Raw genomic sequence first — 20,253 nt, 5'->3', positions numbered from 1 at the left:
CGCGGAGATGATAAAGATACTCAAATTAAGCCTTTGCGGATTCGGCCAGACTCCATGCCTTGGCTTGCAACGCCTTGGCACGATCGTCGTATTTCGAGTCAACCAACTTCATCTCATCGTCGGTCACATCTTTAAATTCACTTGTAATCAGTTCACGCGCACGGTCCGCAGACAAGGCCAGGATTGCGCCAAATTCGTCGTATGCCAGTGCTGCAAATGCTTCAACGGTCTTGATACCAGCCAGACCCAGCTTGCCGGCGGTAATGCGGTCCATGCCTTCCAGACCCACCAACGCCTCGTCCATGCCTTCCAGACCCTCTTCCGAAGCAATCGCTTCGGTAACGAGCGCATCACGCGCACGGGTACGGAGTTCATTGACGGTATCTTCGTCAAACGATTCGATTTCCAGCATTTCGGAAATTGGCACGTAAGCGATTTCTTCCAGACTGGCGAAACCTTCTTCCACCAGAATATCGGCCACTTCCTGGTCGACATCGAGCTTTTCCATGAACAGGATGCGCACGGCAGCCGTTTCCTGGGCAGCTTTGTCAGCCGATTCTTCGGCCGTCATGATGTTGATCTTCCAGCCGGTCAGGTCAGAGGCCAGGCGCACGTTCTGGCCGGAACGGCCGATCGCGATTGCCAGGTTTTCTTCGTCCACGACGACATCCATCGCGTGTTTTTCTTCGTCAACCATGATCGACGACACGTTCGCCGGCGCCAGGGCGCCGATGACGAACTGCGCCGGATCTTCCGACCACAGCACGATGTCGACGCGTTCGCCACCGAGTTCGCCGGTGACAGCCTGCACGCGCGAACCGCGCATGCCGACGCAAGTACCGATCGGGTCGATGCGCTTGTCGGCCGTGTAGACGGCGATCTTGGCGCGCACGCCGGCATCGCGGGCAGCGGATTTGATTTCCAGCATGCCTTGCTCGATTTCCGGCACTTCCAGCTCAAACAGCTTCATGATGAAGTCTGGCGCGGTGCGCGACAGAATCACTTGCGGGCCGCGCATATTGCGGTCGATGCGCAAGATGAAAGCACGCACGCGGTCGCCGATACGCAGATTCTCTTTCGGGATCATCTGGTCGCGTGGCAGACGGGCTTCGATCTTGCCCGATTCGACGATGGCGTCGCCGCGTTCCATGCGCTTGATGGTGCCGGTAACGAGCGAGTCGCCGCGTTCCAGGAAGTCGACCAGGATCTGTTCGCGTTCGGCGTCACGCACGCGCTGCAGGACAACCTGTTTGGTATCCTGGGCGAAACGGCGGCCGAATTCAACGGATTCGATCGGTTCTTCGATGTGGTCATCGACTTCGATATCGGAAATCTGTTCTTTTGCCTCGAAATGCAGGATCTCCTGATCCGGCAATTGCAGGCCCGCTTCATCGGGCACGACGTGCCAGCGGCGGAACGATTCGAATTCGCCCGTTTCGCGGTCGATCGAAACGCGGATGTCTACCTCACCCTCATACCGTTTCTTCGTGGCTTGCGCCAACGCGAATTCGAGGGCGCCGAAGACGACATCTTTATCGACGTTTTTTTCGCGCGCCAGCGCGTCAACCAATAATAAAACTTCGCGGCTCATGCTTTGCGTCCCTTAAAAACCACCTGCGGCACCAAGCGTGCCTTATCCACATCCGCGAGCGTAAACTCCAACATCGCCGGACCATCCTTACCTTCAAATTCCAACGACAATTTATCGCCCACGGGTTCTTGCAAGATCCCCTGGAACGATTTCCGGTTGTTCGTACCCGGCATCGCCACCATCAGCTTGACGATGATTTCCTGGCCTGCGAAACGGACAAAGTCTTCCAGCTTGCGCACCGGACGATCGAGACCCGGGGAAGAAATCTCGAGACGCTCGTAAGGAACGTTCTCTACCGTCAACACATGCGATAACTGGTGACTCACCGTGGCACAGTCTTCGACCGTGATCGGACCTTTTTCAGCGGCATCGGCGGCGCTGAAATCAATAAAGACGCGCAGCAGTCCGCGCTCGGCACGTTCGACATCAACGAGCTCATAGCCCAGACCAGTAACTGTCTTTTCAATTAATCCCAACTGCTGCAAGAAATTCTCCAGAAATAAGGCCCGTTTTCGGCATGACAGCACCACTTGGGCGCCGACAACATGCAAAAACACGCATTCAAGTCATATATGGCCCCTTGCGGAGCCATTACAAACGGTTCAACAAAAAAAAATGGGCATCTGCCCATCTTCTTGTATTTCCCCAACCAGATGAAAGCACTCCCCACCAAACAACCCTGCGGAGAACTTTTATTAGGCTGCAGATTATAACCTCTTATTAACTTCGCCGCAATGCCGCACACGAGGAGCGGCCCGGCTTACAACAGTTACAAGAGCGCGCACCTGCCGCAGATCGGCGGGTGCGCAAGAAGAAACTCTTCCCGATTAACCTTTGCTGCGGCGGCGCGGCATGCCATCCATGCCGCCGCGATCCATGCCGCCACGCGGCTGGCCACCGGAACGCGCTTGCCCACCGGCACCACCGCCCGTATTGCGGCGCGGACCCGTGTTGGCGAAGCCGAAGGCCGTTTGCAGCGGATCGGGCTGGCGCGGACCGCGCTGCGGCGCGCGGCCTTCGCCGCCACCTGCCGGACGACCCTGACCCTGGCCTGCCGCACGCGGCGGACGGCCCTGGCCCTGGCCTTGGCCTTGCGCACCTTCGAACGATGCCGACGAACGGGGCTGACCACCCTGGAACGGACCTTGCGGCTGGCCGCGACCAGGACCACGCGCTTCGCCTGGACGGCCGGCGCCGCCTGGGCGGCCCTGGCCTTGCGGACGGGCAAACTGGCCTTGCGGCTGGCCACGGCGCGGCGCGACCGGGAACGGGTCGGCGTTGCGGTTGCTCACATCGATGCGGTTGCCATTCGGCTCGTCATCGCGGTCCTTGCGTTCGACCTTGCGTGCTTCGCGGCCCTTGGCGGCGCCAGCGGCACGGGGGTCGCCCGATGCCGGCATTTTCTTTTCGATGCCGTAGGCGGTCAGCAGATCGCGCACAGTGTTTTCATCCATCTCTTCCCAGCGGCCGCGCTTCAGGCCGCTTGGCAGTGTCATGGCGCCGTAACGGGTACGAATCAGGCGCGAGACGGTCAGGCCGATCGCTTCGAACATGCGGCGCACTTCGCGGTTACGGCCTTCGCCGATCACCACGCGGTACCACTTGTTGATGCCTTCGCCGCCGCCATCGGCGATCTTCGAGAACTGCGCCAGGCCGTCTTCCAGCTCGACGCCGGCCAGCAGCTTCTGGCGCATGCCCTCTTCCAGCTCGCCCAGGGTACGCACGGCGTACTCGCGGTCGATGCCGTAGCGCGGGTGCATCAGACGGTTGGCCAGGTCACCGGAGGTGGTAAACAGCAGCAAGCCTTCCGTGTTGAAGTCGAGGCGGCCAACGGCCAACCACTTGCCTGCCTTCATGGTCGGCAGGCGGTCGAACACGGATGGACGGCCGTCCGGGTCGTTGTGGCTGACGATTTCGCCGGCTGGCTTGTGGTAGACCAATACGCGCGGCGGCTTCTTGCTGACGCGGCGCTGGATCAACTTGCCGTTGATGCGCACGTGGTCGCTCGGCAAGATGCGCTGGCCGATGTGGGCCGGCTCGCCATTGACGGACACGCGGCCCGAAATGATCAGGTCTTCCATGTCGCGGCGCGAACCGAGACCGGCTTCGGCCAGCACCTTGTGCAGCTTCGGCGCGTCGTCGTCGGACGTCAGGTCGCGGCGCACGGCCACTTTCTGTACGCGGCCCGTGCCGCCTTCTTCGCTGTCGAACGCGTCGGAGGTGACGAACGAGAAGACAGCATCAGCGTCGCTGAGTTTGCCTGGCGCAGCCTGGCGGCCCTTGCCCTTTTTACGGCTCTTGCCGGCATTCTTGCCAGCGCCCGGTACGTCGTTGCGCGGACCGCGCGGCAGGCGCGGGCCGGACACGAGGTTGCCTTCGGCATCGAACACGTCGGCGACAGGCGCGGCGGCTTGCTCTGCGGCAGGCGCGGCTGCAACGGCTTCGGCGGCCTGCGGTGCTTCGGCGCGCGGCGGCTGGCGCAGTGCGCGTTCCGCCTGCACGCCACGCATCTGGCGCGGACCGCGGGTCGGACGTGCTTCGGCCGGCTTGTCGGCGACGGCTTCGGGCGCCGTTTCAGCGACGGCGGCAGCGGCCTTGGCGGCGGCGCGGGCGCGCGGCGGACGCGGTGCAGGTGCGGCAACCGCTTCAGCAGCCGCTTCGGCGGCGTCGGCCACGGCTTTCAGGGCTGGCTTGGCGCGGGTTTTCTTGACGGCTGGGGCGGCTTCAACTTCAGCAGCGGCGACGGGCGCATCAGCGGCCACGTCGGCTTTCGTGCGGCGCTTCGGCTTGGCAACGGCGCTATCGCCGGCAACTGCGGCAGCAGCCGCATCGGCTTCGATCTGAGCCTTGGTGCGGCGCTTGGGCTTGGCAACGATGGCTTCGTCGCTGGCGGTTACTGTCTCGGGTGTGTTCGGATTATTCATTCTTCGTTTCTTGGCTGTGCTGACCTGGCGCAGCGTCAACCGTTAGTTCTGGCGCAGGGTCGTGAGTGTAGGCTTCGTCCGTGGGCGAAGCATCGGGGCCGGCATCAAGGCTTGCTGTCACATCTATATCTGTCACAGCCGTATTGCTACCTGCACCAAGCTGGGGGACAAGCTCATTGCTTGCCTTGTCAAAATTTTCTTGCAGGGCCGCTTCCAGGGCTTCGAGCCCATTGCCCTGCATCTCGCTGATTTGCTGCAAAGGCGGCAGCTGGGACAGCGATTGCAAACCCAGGTCATCCAAAAACTGCTTGGTGGTGGCCAGCAAGGCCGGCCGTCCCACCACGTCGCGGTAACCGATGGCATCGACCCAGCCACGATCTTCCAGCATCTTGATCGTCTGCGAATTGACGGCAACGCCGCGGATTTCCTCGATATCGCCGCGCGTCACCGGCTGGCGGTAGGCGATGATCGCGAGGGTTTCCAGGGTCGCCCGCGAATACTTGGGCGGCCGCTCGGGCGTCATGCGATCGAGATACATCTTCATTTCCGGGCGGCTTTGAAAGCGCCAGCCCGACGCCAGACTGACGATCTCGATGCCGCGCCCTTCCCACTCATCGCGCAACTCTTCCAGCAATTGCTTGATCGTGTCGGCGCCAACGCCGACGCCGCGCACGCGACCATTCTCGTCCGCATCGACGAACAGCTTCTTCAAGCTGTGGATCGTCAGCGACTCACGAGCGCACAGCAACGCGGTTTCGAGGACTTTTTTAGCCTCAATTGTATTCATAGCAATTCTGTGCGGATGTGTGTTGCAATTCGTATGCAGAGAAAGAAATCAAAAACGTTCATTTCAACGTAACAGAGGGCAGACATCGATGATGACGCCGTGCTGGGTTACTAGTTGAGGCTGTTTTTCCGACGCCTTGGCCGATGCGCGCAAAGCGGGACTAAAGCGGATGCAGTGAAAGTCCTGCCATCCATGGTGCTGGCCTTAATTAACCTTCACTAAGTAACCAGCAATGAAACGATCTCCGGAGCAGCTGCTTTTCCCGTGGCGACAAACCAGCCAGACAGGAGAGCGACAGTCGTCGTTTCATCCAACGATGCCAATTGTACCTGATAAAAAGCGGAAAAGCGCAAAACCGGGCAAAACACGCGTTTTACCCGGTTCTGGCGCGACATATCGCCCGCTGCCCGCATCACAGGGAGGCGAGTTTCTCCGACAGAATGGCCGATGCACCCAGGAAAGCTGGGTACTGCGCCGTGATGACGAAGGTCGGCACTTGCGAGACATAATTGGCGAAGCGGCCCTTGCGCTCGAAGCGGGCGCGGAAGCCGGAGCGGTCGAAACGCGCGCCCAGGCGCGGCACGATGCCGCCGCCGATATAAATGCCGCCCAGCGCGCCCAGGGTGACGGCAACGTTGCCCGCCACGGTGCCGAGCATGCAGCAGAACGCTTCGATGACATCGTCGCACAGCTGGGATTCGCCAGCCAGCGCGCGGCGCGTGATTTCCGCCGCCGGCAAGTCTTCCGCCGGCACGCCCGCGCGGTCGGCCAGGGCGCGGTAGATCAGTTCCAGACCATCGCCGGAAATCAGGCGTTCGGCCGAGACATGCTCGTATTCGCGCCAGGCAAATTGCAGAATGCTCACTTCCACTTCGTTGAACGGCGCAAAGCTGACGTGGCCGCCCTCGCTTTGCAGGGCGATCCAGCCGCCATGCGAAGGAATCAGGCCCGACACGCCCAGGCCCGTGCCGGCGCCGATCAGGCCGATGGCCGTATTCGGACGGGCCGTGCCCGCGCCCACCTGGTGTTTTTGCTCGTTCGACAACTGCGGCAAGGCGCGCGCCAGGGCCGTGAAATCGTTGACCACGTCCAGGGTCGTGAAACCGCACTCTTCGCGCATGGCGCGGATCGAGAACGACCAGTGATGGTTCGTCATGCTGAGGAAATCGCCGTCGACCGGGTTGGCGATGGCGATCACGGCATGGCGCACGGCTTGCCCGCCGGCGGCCGCGATGTGCGGCAGGGCCAGATAGGCTTGCAGGGCGGCGGACAGGCTCGGGTAATCGGCACAGGGCAGCACTTCCACCAGGGTGATGTGGCCAGCGGCCACTTCCAGGGCGAAACGGGCATTGGTGCCGCCCACGTCGGCCAGCAGGCGCGGTCCATCGGCGAAGGCGGAAGTCGGCAGTACGGGAGAAGACGAAGCGCTCATGATTTTAAATGATGAAGTGGGACGCATGGGACGCCAAGCTTAAAGGATGAATGCGCCCGGAGGCAAGCAAAGTTTGTAGTTTAAGTACATCAAAACGAGCCTTTATTGGTAGTTCCACTCCAAATGCAACAGGCAGCGCAAAAATTGCTTGAAAACAATGATTTATAGTAAGTGCTTGCACTCATCGGGAGCGCGAAAAGCATGTTGCATAGCAGCAGGAATCGCGTTGAAAGCACAGTATGCCGGAGTTTGCGCAAAGCCGCTTTGTATGGAACGGCGCAGGTGCGGCGCTGCCGTCCTGGCGGTGCTGCAACGGTGTTTTCGTATTATTACTACCGACTTGCATGCTACCAAGCAACAGCTATCGGCCAGCAATCAGGCGGATCAGGAAGGCAAACCTTCGCCCAGCAGGCTGGCGGGCGCCGGCTCGTCCGAGCGGTAGGCGGCATTCCAGGCGTCGAGGCCGCCATGCAGGGGCTTGGCGCGGTGGAAGCCGTGCTGGTGCAGCAGCTTGGCCACTTGCGCGGCCGTCACGTCGTTGGGACAGCTGCAATACACGATGATGTGGCGGTCCTTGTCCATGGCGATCATGGCGGGCACCGGTTCCTTGCCGTTGAAGAACAAGGCGCCCGGCACTGCCGGCTCCAGCGCCTGCGCCGTGGCGCTGCGCGCGTCGACCATCAGCGGCTCTTCACCCTGCTCTATCAGTTCGAGCAATTCATCGATGCCGATGCGCTCGATCTGCAAGGCCTGGCGAAAACGCCGGCGTTCAAGGAATTTATACAGCAGGAACAAGCCCAGCAAGGTGGCCAGCATCAGCAAGGCCGTGCTGCCCATGGTGCTGAGCAAGTCGAGCACTTGCTGCACGCTGGCATGGAAAATCACGCCGACGACGATGCCCGTGCCGCTCCACAGCAAGGCGCCCAGGCCCGCGTACAGGAAGAACAGGCCCGGCGGCGTGCCCAGCGCGCCCGACATGGGCGCGGCCACGGTATTGAAACCCGGCACGAATTTGGAAACGATCAGGGCTTTCGGGCCCCAGCGCTTGAATTTGTCTTCCGTCTGGCTGACGCAGTAATCGGGCGACAGCGAGATGCGGCACAGCAGCCGCAGGATGCGCTTGCCGAAATGGCGGCCCGCGCGGAACCACGTGAAGTCGCTGATCAGGCAGGCGCTTAGCGCGGCGGCCAGCACCAGTCCCCCATTCATGTCGCCATCGACGGCCAGCGCCCCCGCCACCACGAGGATGGGAAAGGCGGGAATCGGCAGGCCGAGCTGCTCCACCAGCACGATGCCAAAGACAATCAGGACACCGTAATGTTCGAGCAGGTAAATGAGGTTGGGCATGGCCGCTATCTTACCGTAAAAGCGTGTTTATATTTGCACGCCCTTGGGTATGGCGCTGAGCAGCGTGCGCGTGTACGGATGCACGGGATTGCGGTACAGCTCATCCGAATCGGCCAGCTCCACCACTTGCCCCTTGTGCATCACCATCACCTGGTCGGCGATGTATTTCACCACCGACAAATCGTGCGAAATGAAGATGTAGGACAGGCCGAATTCATCCTGCAAGTCCTGCAGCAAATTGAGTACCTGCGCCTGCACCGACACGTCCAGCGCCGACACGGATTCATCGCACACGAGGATTTCCGGCTGCATGGTCAGGCAGCGGGCAATCGCGATGCGCTGGCGTTGTCCGCCAGAAAACTCGTGCGGATAGCGGTGGAAGGCCTGTTCCGGCAGCCCCACCTTGTCTAACAGCCAGTAGGCCTTGGCGATGCGTTCCTGGTCGGTCGCGCCGATCTTGTGGATGCGCATCGGTTCCAGCAAAATCTGCCCCACCGTAAAGCGCGGGTTCAAGGACGCGTATGGATTCTGGAAGATGATCTGGATGCGGCGTTTATACGGCAAATATTCCTTGTTCGGCATGGCAATCAAATCCTTGCCGTGGAACATGGCCGTGCCGCCCGTTGCCTGGTGCAGGCGCAGCAGGGTCAGGCCCACCGTCGTCTTGCCGGAACCGGACTCGCCCACCACGCCCAACGTCTTGCCGCGCGGCAAAGTGAACGACACGTCCTTGACGGCCTGGAATTCGCGCTTGCCGAACAAGCCTACGCGCGTATAAAAACTTTTACTGAGGTTATTCACCACCAGCACGGGCTCGTCGCCCGGCGTGTAGCCGCGCGTGCGCTGCTGCATTTCAATACCGGGGCCGGCCTTGCCGTCCATGTAATCGGCAATCACGGGCAGGCGCCACGGGCGCTCGTCCAGCGAGGGGCGGCAATGCAGCAGGGCTTTGGTATAACTGTCTTGCGGCGCTTCGAACACTTGCCGCACCTCGCCCGTTTCGCGCACTTCGCCGTGGCGCATGACGATCACCTGGTCGGCGATCTCCCCCACCAGGCCCAGGTCGTGGGTAATGAAGAGCACGGACATCTGATGCTTCTTTTGCAGCGCCGCGATCAGGTCCATGATCTGCTTCTGGATCGTCACGTCGAGCGCCGTCGTCGGTTCGTCCGCGATGAGGAGTTTCGGTTCGCAGGCGATCGCCATGGCGATCATCACGCGCTGCTGCTGACCGCCCGACATCTGGCTCGGGTAGGCGTCGATCTTGGTGGCCGGATCGGGGATGCCCACTTCTTCCAGCAGCGCCAGCGTACGCGCGCGCGCCTGCTTGCGGTTCATGCCCATGTGCTGGCGCAGCACTTCGGCGATCTGGAAGCCGACCGTAAACACGGGGTTCAGCGACGACATCGGCTCCTGGAAGATCATCGAGATATCCTTGCCGCACATGGTGCGCCGCTCGGCGATCGACAATTTGAGCAGGTCGCGCCCGCCAAAGTGGATGCTCGAGGCGGGGGCTATGATGGTGTTATCCGGCGGCAGCAAGCCCATCACGGCCAGCGAGCTGACGGACTTGCCGCTGCCCGATTCGCCCACCAGCGCGACGGTGCTGTTGCGCGGCACATTGAACGAGATGCCCTTGACGGCTTCAAACGTGGTCTTCTTGTCCAGGCGGAAGGTGACGCGCAGGTCGCGCACTTCCAACAGGTTATTCTGGTCCATGAGCAACTCCTATTTCACTTTGGGGTCGAGCGCATCGCGCAAGGCATCGGTAAACAGCGAGAACGCCGTCACCAGCACGGCCATCGCCGTGGCGGCGGCGGTCAGCTGCCACCATTTGCCCAGGATCAGTTCATTTTGTGCCTCGTTGAGCATGCTGCCCCACGAGACGGTACCCACCGGCACGCCAAAGCCGAGGAAGCTCAAAATCACTTCGGCCTTGATGAAGCCCACGACCAGAATCGACATTTGCACCAAGGCAACGTGGCTCACGTTGGGGAAGATGTGAGAAAACATCTTGCGCCAGTGCGAAGCACCAATCGCGTCGGCCGCCATCACGTATTCGCGCGCCTTGTGCTTGATGTATTCGGCGCGGATCAAACGGTACGGCCCCGTCCAGCCAGTCAGCCCCAGGATCAGTACGATGGTCAGCACGCCCTTTTGCTGCAGCACGGCCGCCACGGTGAGAATCATCAGGATCGACGGAATCGAGGTAAAGATGCTGTAGAACCAGTTGAAAAAGTCATCGACCATGCCGCCAAAGTAGCCGGACACGGCGCCAAAAATCGTGCCCAGCACCACGGCCAGCAAGGCGGCCACCAGGCCCACGACGATCGACGTTTCGCCGCCCTTGATGGTTTTCTGCAGAATGTCGTGACCCCACTTGTCGGCGCCGAACGGCAGGGTTGCCGCCTTGTGCGTGACGAGTTTCTTGGCCTTGCCCATGCCGGCGCGCAAGGCCGTCAAGTCGTCGGCCAGCGGGTCGGTGACGCCGTACATCTCGACGCCGGCCGATGGATTACTGCCCATCTGGGCGCGCAGTTCGGCGATATCGTCGGCCAGCGGGTCAAGCACGTTGACGGGCGTCGGCGCGCTGCGCTCGTCCGTCACGGGCATCGCGCCATCGGCGGCGACGTCCTTGTCGGCGCCCACGAAGGTCGGCGGCGCATAGCTGACGGCCACTTCGTCTTCCCAGTTCGAGGCCACCAGGCCGCTGGCGGACGCCAGCACCAGCAGGAAAAAGGCGCCGACCACGGCCAGCGATACCATTGCAATCTTGTCGCCGCGCAAACGGCGCCACGCCAGGGCCCACAGGCCGGGCGATGTATGAGGTTTCGACATCGTCTCTTTCTACTTCAGTTGTACGCGAGGATCGACCGCCTGGTACAGCAGGTCGGTGAGCAGGTTGAAGAGCATGGTGGCGGCGGCAACATACACGGTGATCGCCTTGATCACCGGAAAGTCGCTGCGCTCGACGGCCAGAATCACTTCACGCCCGATGCCGGGGATGCCGAAGAAGCGCTCGAGCAGGAAAGCGCCGATCAGCAGGGCCGGCAAGTTCGACATCACATAGGTAATGATGGGAATGCCGGCATTGCGCAGCACGTGCACCCACATGATGCGGCCTTCCTTGAGGCCCTTGGCGCGCGCCGTGCGCACGTAATCCTGGTTCGCCTCGTCCAGCACGAAGGTGCGGAACAGGCGCAGGGTCGGCGCAATCGACACGGCCAGGCCGATCAGGATAGGCAAGGTGGAATAGCGCAGCAGGTTTTCCCAGAAGCTGTCGCCCCAGCCCTGCACGGGGAACAGGCCCAGTTTATAGGCGAAGCCGTACTGGAAGACGATGATGTAGACGAGGATGGAAATCGACATGCCCACCGTGCAGGCGATCATGACGGCGCGGTCCGTCAGCGAACCGCGGACAAACGCGATGGCCAGCGCCAGCGCCACGCCAAAAAACGTTTCCAGCACGGTCAGCGGAATCAACACCATCATCGACGGCCCCAGGCGCGAGGTGATGATGTGCGACACGGATTCCCCCGTGGCCCAGCTCTGGCCGAAGTCGAACGTGACGATCTGCTTGATGAAGATCCACAGTTGCACGTAATACGGCTGGTCGACCCCGAGCTGGCGGCGGATGTTGGCGATGCTTTCGGCACTCGACATCTTGCCGGCCAAAATGTAGGCGGGGTCACCGCCGACCCAGTTGAACAGGATAAACACCAGCAGGACCACGCCCAGCATGGTGGGCAGCATCTGCCACAGGCGGCGCAGGATATAAGCAAACATAATGATTCCTTGTCGTTATAAGCTGCGCTTATTTAGTGGCGGGAGCCGGAGTAGCCACTGGCGCACCGCTGCTGTCGATATCCATGTACGCCCATTCCTGGAACAGGATCGGGTGCTTCTTGTAGCCTTGCACCGACTTTTGCGCCAGCATGTTGCGGTAGCGCGCATAGCCGATCAGGGCGCCCGCATTGACTTCCAGGCGGCGCGCCATCTTGTGGAACAGCTCGTCGCGCTCGGGGCTGGCCGGCATGGCCTGGCTGGCCGCGTACCATTTATCGTATTCGGGATCCTGGTAGCAGCCATTGTTGTTCTGGTGCGTGTTCGGGCCGTAGAACAGCTGCATGAAGTTGTCGCCGTCCGGATAGTCGGCCAGCCAAGGCGCCGTGCGCGTCTGCATCTTGCACTGCTTTTCCGTCTTTAAAATGTCGGAAAAGATCATGCGGTCGTTTTCCATGCGGATGCCCAGCGAGTTGTAGGTCTTGCGCCACATTTCCGCCTGCAGCACGCCATTGGCTTCGTTGCGCGAAGCGTAGCGGATCAGCAGCGGCTTGCCGTCCGGAAGAGTGCGCCAGCCGTCGGCGCCCTTCTTGTAACCGAATTTATCCAGCAATTTGTTTGCCAGCACGGGATCGTATTGCAGCAGGGATTTGTAGTGCGGATCGTAGCCGACGACACCGGGCGGTATCGGATAGTCGAGGCGCTTGGCCTGGCCATTCCAGATGATGCGGATTTCCTCGTCGATATTGTGCGCCATGGCGATGGCGCGGCGCAGGGCGATCTTTTCCTTGCTGAAGCCGCCCAGGGTCGGGTCTTCCATATTCCAGTAGTAATAGCTGATCTCGGGATCGAGCAGGCGCGACAGTTGCACGCCCTTCTCCGCCAGCTCGGGACGCAGCTTGCCGTTGAGCAGCGCTTTCGGCGCCAGCGGGCCGTCGAGCCAGAACACGTCCGTGCCGCCGCTCTGGAACGACAGCCAGCGCGACTGGTCTTCGATCATCACGGAAATTTCGATGCGGTCGATGGCGGGAATGCGTTTACCCTGCATCTGGCGCACGATGCGCTGGTCGTCCGGGTCGTCGCCGGCCATGAAATTCCACGTTTCCGGCAAGTGCTGCGGGTTGCGGTTCAGGACGATGCGGTTGCCGCGCGTCCACTCACCGAGGGTGTAATAGCCGGTGCCGACGGGATTCGAACCCACTTCGCCCTTCACGTCGCCGTATTTGTCCACCACTTCGCGCGCCACGGCGGCCGTCGGCACGTAGGCGAGAATCATGGGGAAATTGAAATCGGTCTTGGTCAGCGTGATGCGCAAGGTGTACGGGTCGAGGATTTCCAGGCCGGCCACCTTCTTGCTGAAATCGAGCTTGTTCGACTTGGCCGCTTCCTTGGCCAGATCATCGAGGCCCACCACCTTGCCTTCGAACAGCCAGCTGTGCGGCGAAGCCAGGCGCGGGTCGAACAGCCGTTTCCACGAATACACGTAATCGGCCATCGTCAGTTCGCGGCGCTTGCCGCCAAACGCGGCGTCGGGCGTGAACAGGATGCCTTTTTTCAGGCGGATGGTGTAGGTCTTGCCGTCGGCGGACACTTCCGGCATGGCGGCGGCCGCGCCGGGCACCACCTTCACGGGGCGCGCCAGGTAATCATAGGTGTACAGAGTGTCGAAGACGGCCTGCGTGATGTGGTTCGAATACAGGTCGCGCGCGGTGGCCGGATCGAAACCCGTCTCGGCGGCCGGCAGGATATAGCGCAAGGTTTTGACCGGCGCGCCCGCGGGGGCGGCATCGGCGGCAACGGCCGCCAGCGGCAGGGTGGCCAGGCAGGCGAGCAGCGCCACGCGCCGCATCCATGGTGACTTCATGTAATACCCTTCATCTCGATTATCTGTCGCACCGCATTGGTGCGCTTGTACTGGCTTCCCCCTGGGATACAGGATTCCACCGCCAAAACCAGTCCATCCACGCAAGATCTATGCCTTGCTCATCGCCAGCCCCGTCCACATGCAAGCGCGCTGGAAAAAGGCGTAACGATAACGCATATTTTGTCCGCCGGGCGAAAAGCCGCAGTGCTGGCGTGGCGCGCAGCCACGGCCGCCCGATCACGGGGAAAATCTTCCGCAGCGCAACAAAAGCCAGCCGCCACCATGAAAAAATACCTTGGTAGTAACCCTTACGGCCCCGAATGACAGCTGTTTTTATGGCAGTACGGAAAATATGCGGCGCACTGCAACATTGAAATAATTGCAAATATTGAAACAAGTCAATATTATAAAAAACACTGTTGTTTCCATGCCGAAAAAGCATGTGTGCGCGTTGACAGGGTTTCCCGGCAAATGGTCTTATCAATCACGGCAATGCACGATATGCCGTTTGACCCACAGCGATTGCCGACGCAGCAATCTTTATCACCCTGGCAAAGCTGTGCCGCACAAGGGCCAGCCGAGCACACTTTCGGAGTTCTGAGAATGATGATGGAAACAGTGATATCCCGCTCCGTACGCCTGATCTTTTCGGGTAGCGTGGCAGCGCTCAGCCTTGGCATCATGGCTGCGCCGGCAATGGCGCAAGACGCCAATGTGCAACGTGTGGAAATTACAGGCTCGAGCATCAAACGAGCCACGGCCGAGACCGCATCGCCGGTACAACTCATCACCCGCGATGACTTGATGAAATCGGGCAAGGCCACCGTGGCCGAATACCTGCAAACCCTGACCGCCGACGGTGCCGGCTCCCTGCCGACGGGCTTCGGCAACGGCTTTGCCGCCGGTTCCACGGCCATCTCGCTGCGCGGCCTGGGCGCCACATCGACCCTGGTCTTGCTCAATGGCCGCCGCATGGCGCCGTTCGCGCGCGCCGATGACGGCCAGAAGAGCTTTACCGACCTGTCCACCGTGCCGATGCAGATTGTCGAGCGCATCGAAATCCTCAAGGACGGCGCCTCGTCGACGTATGGCGCGGACGCCATCGCCGGCGTCGTCAACATCATCCTGCGCAAGGACTTCGAAGGCCTGACCCTGAAGGCCGACACGGGTATCTCCGGCGACAGCGACGCCAAGCAGCACCGCGCCTCGCTGACCTTCGGCAAGGGCAACCTGGACACGGATAAATTCAATGTCGTCGTCAATGCCGAATACAGCAAATCGGACATGCTGATGAACAGCGACCGCGCCGGGCGCAAATGGATAGGCAAGGGCGACCTGCGCCCGTATGGCTATGCGATCAACACCCAGTTCGCCGGCGGCTACATCAACAGCAACAACGATGCGAATCCCTCGCCGACAGGCCTGATCCGCGACCCCGTCACCAACAACTATGTCTCCCTGCCCGGCTGCTCCACCTTGTCCGTGTCTTCACCGCAAGATCCGAAAGGCGGCTGCGTGTGGCACCACGACCAGTTCCGCTCGATGCAGCCGAAGATCGAATCGGTCAACCTGTACACGCGCGGCACCTGGCAAGTCAATGCCGACACCCAGGTATACGCGGAAGCGGGCTACTCGAAACGCGACACGGCCTTTACCCTGATCCCGCCATCGGTCACGCCCACCGTCGCCTTCCCGCCGAACGCCACCAGCCCGACTGGCGTCGTCAATTACGGTTCCGGTGCCGGCACCACCATTGTGCTGGCCGCCAACCATCCGCAAAATCCGTACGGCGTGCCGGTACGCGTGCGCTACCAGGCTTTCGACGTCGGCCCCAGCACGCGCCAGGCCAACAACGAGTTCAACCGCATCGTGCTCGGCGTCAAGGGCAATGCCATGGGCTGGGACTACGATGCCGGCTACACGCATTCGGAATCAAAGCTGCACCTCGATTACAGCAACATGCTGAACATGGCCGTTGTCAGGGATGCCCTGGGCGATTCCAGTCCGGCCAGCAAGCATTTCCCCTACTACATCGGTGCACAGGCAGGCAAGAATCCGGCCTCGCTGTACGCGGCCATGGTCACCAACGCCACCTCCGATTCGACGACCAAGCTCGACATCATCGACTTCAAGGCCTCGCGCGAGCTGATGCAGTTGCCGGGCGGCGCCCTGAGCCTGGCAGTGGGCGCGGAACACCGTCGCGACAAGCTCGACAATCCATCGCTGACTGGCACGGAAGACGGTTCCATCAACGCCAGTTACGTGGCGGCCAAGGGTGACAGCAAGGTGTCGGCCGTGTTCCTGGAAGTGCTGGCGCCCGTCTTCAAAACGGTGGAACTGTCGGGCGCCTTGCGTTACGACAAATACGACCGTTTCTCGTCGACCACGCCGAAACTGGGCGCCAAGTGGACGCCACTGAAAACCTTCGCCGTGCGCGGCACGTATTCGGAAGGCTTCCGCGCACCGGGCCCGGCCGAAAGCAATGCCGATTCGCAATCGACGGGCACCGCGACCGTAAGCGATCCCGTGCGCTGCCCGGGCGGCACCCGCCTGCCGGGCGCCAATGCCAGCGACTGCGAACTGCAGGTGGCGGCCGTCAAGGTCGGCGACCCCAGCCTCAAGCCGGAAAAATCCAAGGGCTACACCCTGGGCATCGTGTGGGATCCGTTCAACGATACCAGCCTGTCGCTCGATGGCTGGAAGATCAAGCGCGAAAACGAGATCAATCCCCTGCCGTACAACGAAGCGGCCGCCCTGCCGACCGCCATCCGTTCCGACAGCAACCTGACCATCAATGGCGTCGTCACGCCGAACACGGGCGTCTTGCTGATCACCAAGGCGCCCTACCGCAACTCCAGCTTCACGGAGATCAAGGGTATCGACCTGGACATCAAGCAGCGCGTGCGCCTGGGCGACTACGGCCGCGCCACGTTCGGCCTGACCTGGACCCACATCGCCTCGTGGGTGCGGGCCGAGTCGTCCACCGTGCGCTACCAGTTCGCCGGCACGCATGGCAATTGCGACACTTCCAACTGCGCCGGCACGCCGAAGGACAAGATCAATCTCACCGGCTCGTGGGACCTGGGCAACTGGAACGTCAGCGGCGTGCTGAACTACCGTTCGGACATGAAGAATATCAAGTTTGAGGGCATTCCTTGCTCCTCCAAACTGGCCGACGGCACACCGGCGCCGAACGGTTGCAAGCTCGCCTCGTTCACCACGCTCGACCTGTCTAGCCGTTGGAACGTCAACAAACAGTTGCAATTGTTTGCCTCGATCAACAACGTGACCGACAAGATCGCCCCGCTCGACCCGCTGACCTATGGCGGCATGAGCTACAACCCGATGGATGCCAGCGGCGCCATCGGCCGCTACTTCAAACTGGGCGCCAGCTACAAGTTCTTCTAAGCTGACGCAGGCATCCTAACCCGAGGCGGTGAGCAATCACCGCCTTTTTTTGTTCCGACTGTGGCGCGCGGACACGCATCCACATGCCTATTGCGCAAACGCAAACCTTAGCTCCCGCGCGCCTGTAAAACTCCCTTGCAGGCCACTTGGCCAAACCCACGCCACAGGAGTGTCAGATGATGCCAACCCGCAGTCCCTTCCCTGCCTTGCGCCTGCTGTGCGCAGCCTTGCTCGGTGTTTATGGCCATGCGGCCATGGCGCAGGACACCGACACAGCCGGCACGCCCGCCATGCAAAGAGTCGAAGTCACCGGTTCCTCCATCAAGCGCCTCGTCGCGGAAACGGCGACGCCCTTGTCCATCTTCAAGGCCGAGGATTTCGCCAGACAGGGCTTGACGACGGCCCAGGAAGTGCTGGGCAGGATCCCCGCGAACGCGTCGAGCATGGGCAGCGGCAATGCCGTCGGCGGCAATACCAGCGGCTTGCCCACGGGCGGCCAGGCCAGCGCCGACTTGCGCGGACTGGGCGGCGACAAGACCCTGGTGCTGCTCAATGGCCGGCGCATCGCCAACCATCCGTATGACGGCGCCAGCGTCGACCTGAACATCATTCCCATCGCCGCCCTGGAAAGAGTCGAAGTGCTGCGCGACGGCGCCTCGGCCATCTACGGCACGGACGCCATCGGCGGCGTCATCAACTTCATCACCAAGCGCTCCGTCAACGTCACGAACATCACGGCCGAAATCATCGCCCCCCAGCACAAGGGCGGCGACGAGCACCGCCTCAACCTGTCGACGGGCTTTGGCGAGCTCGACACGGACGGCTACAATATTTTCGGCGTGCTCGACTATCACAAGCAGGAGGTGCTGACCTCGCAGGACCGCGCCTTCTCGGCCACCGGCATCATCCCCTCGCGCGGCCTGTCCATTACCAGCGGCACGACCTTCCCCGGCAATTACTTCGATGCGGCCGCCAACGGCGGCAAGGGCCTGGCCGGCAATCCGTACGCGGCCAGCGGCTGCCTGCCGCCGCTGTCGGTGCCGGCCGTGCCGGCGAACGGCACTTGCCGCCAGGATTACACGCGCCAGATCGACGACCTGCCAGCGCAGGAACAGCTGGCCTTCTTCGGCAAGGGCGCCTTCAAGCTGGGCGGCGGCCACCTGGCCACGGTGGAATACCTGCATTCGGAAAACAAGGTGAAGGCGCGCACGGCGCCGCCGCCGCAAATTGGCTTGATCTTGCCCAATACCAGCAAATACTATCCGGGCAATGCGGGCGGCGTGCCGGCCCAGCCGGGACTGTCGGGACAGCCGCTGAGCGTCAACTGGCGTCCCGTCGAGGCAGGCCAGCGGCAAATCGATTCCACCGGCAAAGCCGACCGCCTGGTGCTGGCGCTGGAAGGCGAACTGGCGGGCTGGGATTACAAGACGGGACTGAGCCATGCGATCAGCAAGTCGTCGGAGAAATTTACCAACGGCTATGTGCAGGATGCGAGCTTTGCCGCTGGCGTGCTGAACGGCATCCTGAACCCGTTTGGGGTGCAGGATGCCCCCGGCAAGGCTTACCTCGACAGCACGGCCCTGCGCGGCGAAGTGCAGAACGCCAGGGTCACCACCACGGGCTTCGACCTCAAGGGCAGCCACGACCTGATGCAGCTGGCCGGCGGCCCGCTGGCCATCGCTTTGGGCGGCGAAGTGCGGCGCGAAAAGGCCGACTTCAACGTCAACCGCGACATCGCCGGCCAGGCCACCAGTTCCGGCTTGTCGGGCTCGCTGTCGAAGCGCGGCTCGCGCACCATCCAGGCCGTCTTCGGCGAAATCAACTTACCGCTGATCAAGGACCTGGAAGTGCAGCTGGCCGCCCGTTTCGACCATTACAGCGACGTGGGCAGCACCACCAATCCGAAGCTGGCCCTGCGCTACCAGGCCAGCAGCGCGCTGGTGCTGCGCGGCTCGGCCAGCACGGGTTTCCGCGCCCCCACCCTGTTTGAAAAGAATGCGCCGCCGTCGAAGAACGATACCAACGACAGCTATGACGACCCGATTTTGTGCCCCGGTGGCGTGCCGCAGCCTGGCGCCAATCCCTTGCGCGATTGCGACTTGCAGCAGTTCAAGCTACAAGGCGGCAATGAAAACCTGAAACCGGAAAAATCCACGACTTTCGCCTTCGGCCTGGTGCTCGAGCCGATCAAAGAAGTGACCGTCGCCATCGACTACTGGAACATCCATTTGAAGGACAAGATTGGCTCCTTGCCCGAGCAATCGATCTTCGGCAACTACGAAAAATACAAGGCCTTGTTCCTGCGCAATCCCGATGGTTCGCCGTACGCCATTCTCGACCTGAACGATAACATCGGTGAAGTGAAAACCGACGGCATCGACGTCAGCCTGAATGCGCGCCTGGCACGCGGCGTGTATGGCGATGTCAGCGTCACGGTCGATGGCACGTGGACCCACAAGTACGACTACCAGAACGAACGCAATGGCGCCTTCATCGCCAACGTGGGCCGCTATGCCGACAACAACCCGGTATTTCGCTGGAAGCACACGGCCGCGCTGAACTGGCGCAAGGGCAACTGGGGCGCCACCCTGTCGCAATCGTTCAAGTCGCGCTACACGGACCAGAACCTGGTCGAGCCGCCATACCGGCACGATGTGTCGTCGTACAGCCTGCTGGGACTGTCGGGCAGCTATGCGTGGAAGGGCTTGCTGCTGACGGCCGGCGTGAAGAACCTGCTGGACAGGGAGCCGCCGTTCTCGAACCAGGGCACCTTGTTCCAGAAAGGCTATGACCCGCGCTACACGGACCCGGTCGGGCGTGCGTATTACCTGCGCGGCAGCTATACGTTTTAAGGGGAAAAGTTCAGGTCGACAGATAAAACAGGCAGCGCTGGCAACAGCGTGCCAGCGACAGAAAAGCGGCGCCATCAGCGATGATGTGCGCCGTTTTATTTTACGCATCTGAGCAGGACTGACAAGGGTTCACGATACTTTATTGCTGAAGGATTATAAAAAAAACAGGAAAATGTTGCATTTTGTCCAAAAAGTCCGCACGAAATTGACAATCTGAATGGTGAATGTTTTGATGAGGGCCCTGAAAATTTACAGAATTTTCATT

At 61.4% G+C, this 20,253-nt stretch carries 13 protein-coding genes; 2 read left to right on the top strand and 11 right to left on the bottom strand.

Annotated features, from left to right (window positions below):
• Positions 1-25: 25 nt before the first annotated feature.
• The 11 genes from nusA to P9875_RS06695 form a co-directional block, all read right to left on the bottom strand.
• The gene (nusA, locus tag P9875_RS06745; protein ID WP_035825194.1) at positions 26-1,591 is read right to left on the bottom strand and encodes a transcription termination factor NusA; all 1,566 of its coding nucleotides are present in this window, start codon (positions 1,589-1,591) and stop codon (positions 26-28) included.
• Complete coding sequence (gene rimP, locus P9875_RS06740) at positions 1,588-2,076, bottom strand: ribosome maturation factor RimP (RefSeq protein ID WP_035828693.1); 489 nt, start codon at positions 2,074-2,076, stop codon at positions 1,588-1,590. The genes nusA and rimP overlap by 4 nt, the downstream gene beginning before the upstream one ends.
• A 342-nt stretch (positions 2,077-2,418) precedes the next feature.
• Positions 2,419-4,515, bottom strand: a complete 2,097-nt coding sequence (gene rluB / locus P9875_RS06735) for a 23S rRNA pseudouridine(2605) synthase RluB (RefSeq protein WP_278317900.1) — start codon at positions 4,513-4,515, stop codon at positions 2,419-2,421.
• On the bottom strand, positions 4,508-5,302 hold the full coding sequence (scpB, locus tag P9875_RS06730) for an SMC-Scp complex subunit ScpB (RefSeq protein ID WP_035825189.1): 795 nt from the start codon (positions 5,300-5,302) through the stop codon (positions 4,508-4,510). The genes rluB and scpB overlap by 8 nt, the downstream gene beginning before the upstream one ends.
• A 412-nt stretch (positions 5,303-5,714) precedes the next feature.
• A complete protein-coding gene (locus P9875_RS06725) occupies positions 5,715-6,734 on the bottom strand; it encodes a glucokinase (protein ID WP_035825187.1) in 1,020 nt (339 codons plus the stop codon).
• 384 nt (positions 6,735-7,118) lie between these two features.
• Positions 7,119-8,081, bottom strand: coding sequence for a VTT domain-containing protein (locus P9875_RS06720; RefSeq protein WP_035825185.1), 963 nt, complete (start codon positions 8,079-8,081; stop codon positions 7,119-7,121).
• Positions 8,082-8,108: 27 nt separating this feature from the next.
• Positions 8,109-9,800 (bottom strand): ABC transporter ATP-binding protein, encoded by a 1,692-nt coding sequence (locus P9875_RS06715; RefSeq protein WP_219311045.1) that lies wholly within the window; start codon positions 9,798-9,800, stop codon positions 8,109-8,111.
• Positions 9,801-9,809: 9 nt separating this feature from the next.
• A complete protein-coding gene (locus P9875_RS06710; RefSeq protein ID WP_219311047.1) occupies positions 9,810-10,919 on the bottom strand; it encodes an ABC transporter permease in 1,110 nt (369 codons plus the stop codon).
• Positions 10,920-10,928: 9 nt separating this feature from the next.
• A complete protein-coding gene (locus tag P9875_RS06705) occupies positions 10,929-11,867 on the bottom strand; it encodes an ABC transporter permease (protein WP_034782513.1) in 939 nt (312 codons plus the stop codon).
• A gap of 28 nt (positions 11,868-11,895) precedes the next feature.
• Complete coding sequence (locus P9875_RS06700) at positions 11,896-13,728, bottom strand: ABC transporter substrate-binding protein (protein WP_278317899.1); 1,833 nt, start codon at positions 13,726-13,728, stop codon at positions 11,896-11,898.
• A gap of 19 nt (positions 13,729-13,747) precedes the next feature.
• Positions 13,748-14,170, bottom strand: a complete 423-nt coding sequence (locus P9875_RS06695; protein WP_278317898.1) for a hypothetical protein — start codon at positions 14,168-14,170, stop codon at positions 13,748-13,750.
• 239 nt (positions 14,171-14,409) lie between these two features.
• Between P9875_RS06695 and P9875_RS06690 the strand changes: the two genes are divergently transcribed.
• Both P9875_RS06690 and P9875_RS06685 read left to right on the top strand, forming a co-directional pair.
• Positions 14,410-17,136 carry a TonB-dependent receptor gene (locus P9875_RS06690; RefSeq protein WP_278317897.1) on the top strand — a complete coding sequence of 909 codons (2,727 nt, stop codon included), beginning with the start codon at positions 14,410-14,412 and terminating at the stop codon, positions 17,134-17,136.
• Positions 17,137-17,312: 176 nt separating this feature from the next.
• A complete protein-coding gene (locus tag P9875_RS06685; protein ID WP_278317896.1) occupies positions 17,313-19,988 on the top strand; it encodes a TonB-dependent receptor in 2,676 nt (891 codons plus the stop codon).
• The last annotated feature ends 265 nt before the right edge of the window (positions 19,989-20,253 follow it).

The sequence above is a fragment of the Janthinobacterium rivuli genome, from assembly GCF_029690045.1.
Lineage (GTDB): Bacteria > Pseudomonadota > Gammaproteobacteria > Burkholderiales > Burkholderiaceae_D > Janthinobacterium > Janthinobacterium rivuli.
This window is presented reverse-complemented; position numbering and strand designations above follow the sequence as displayed.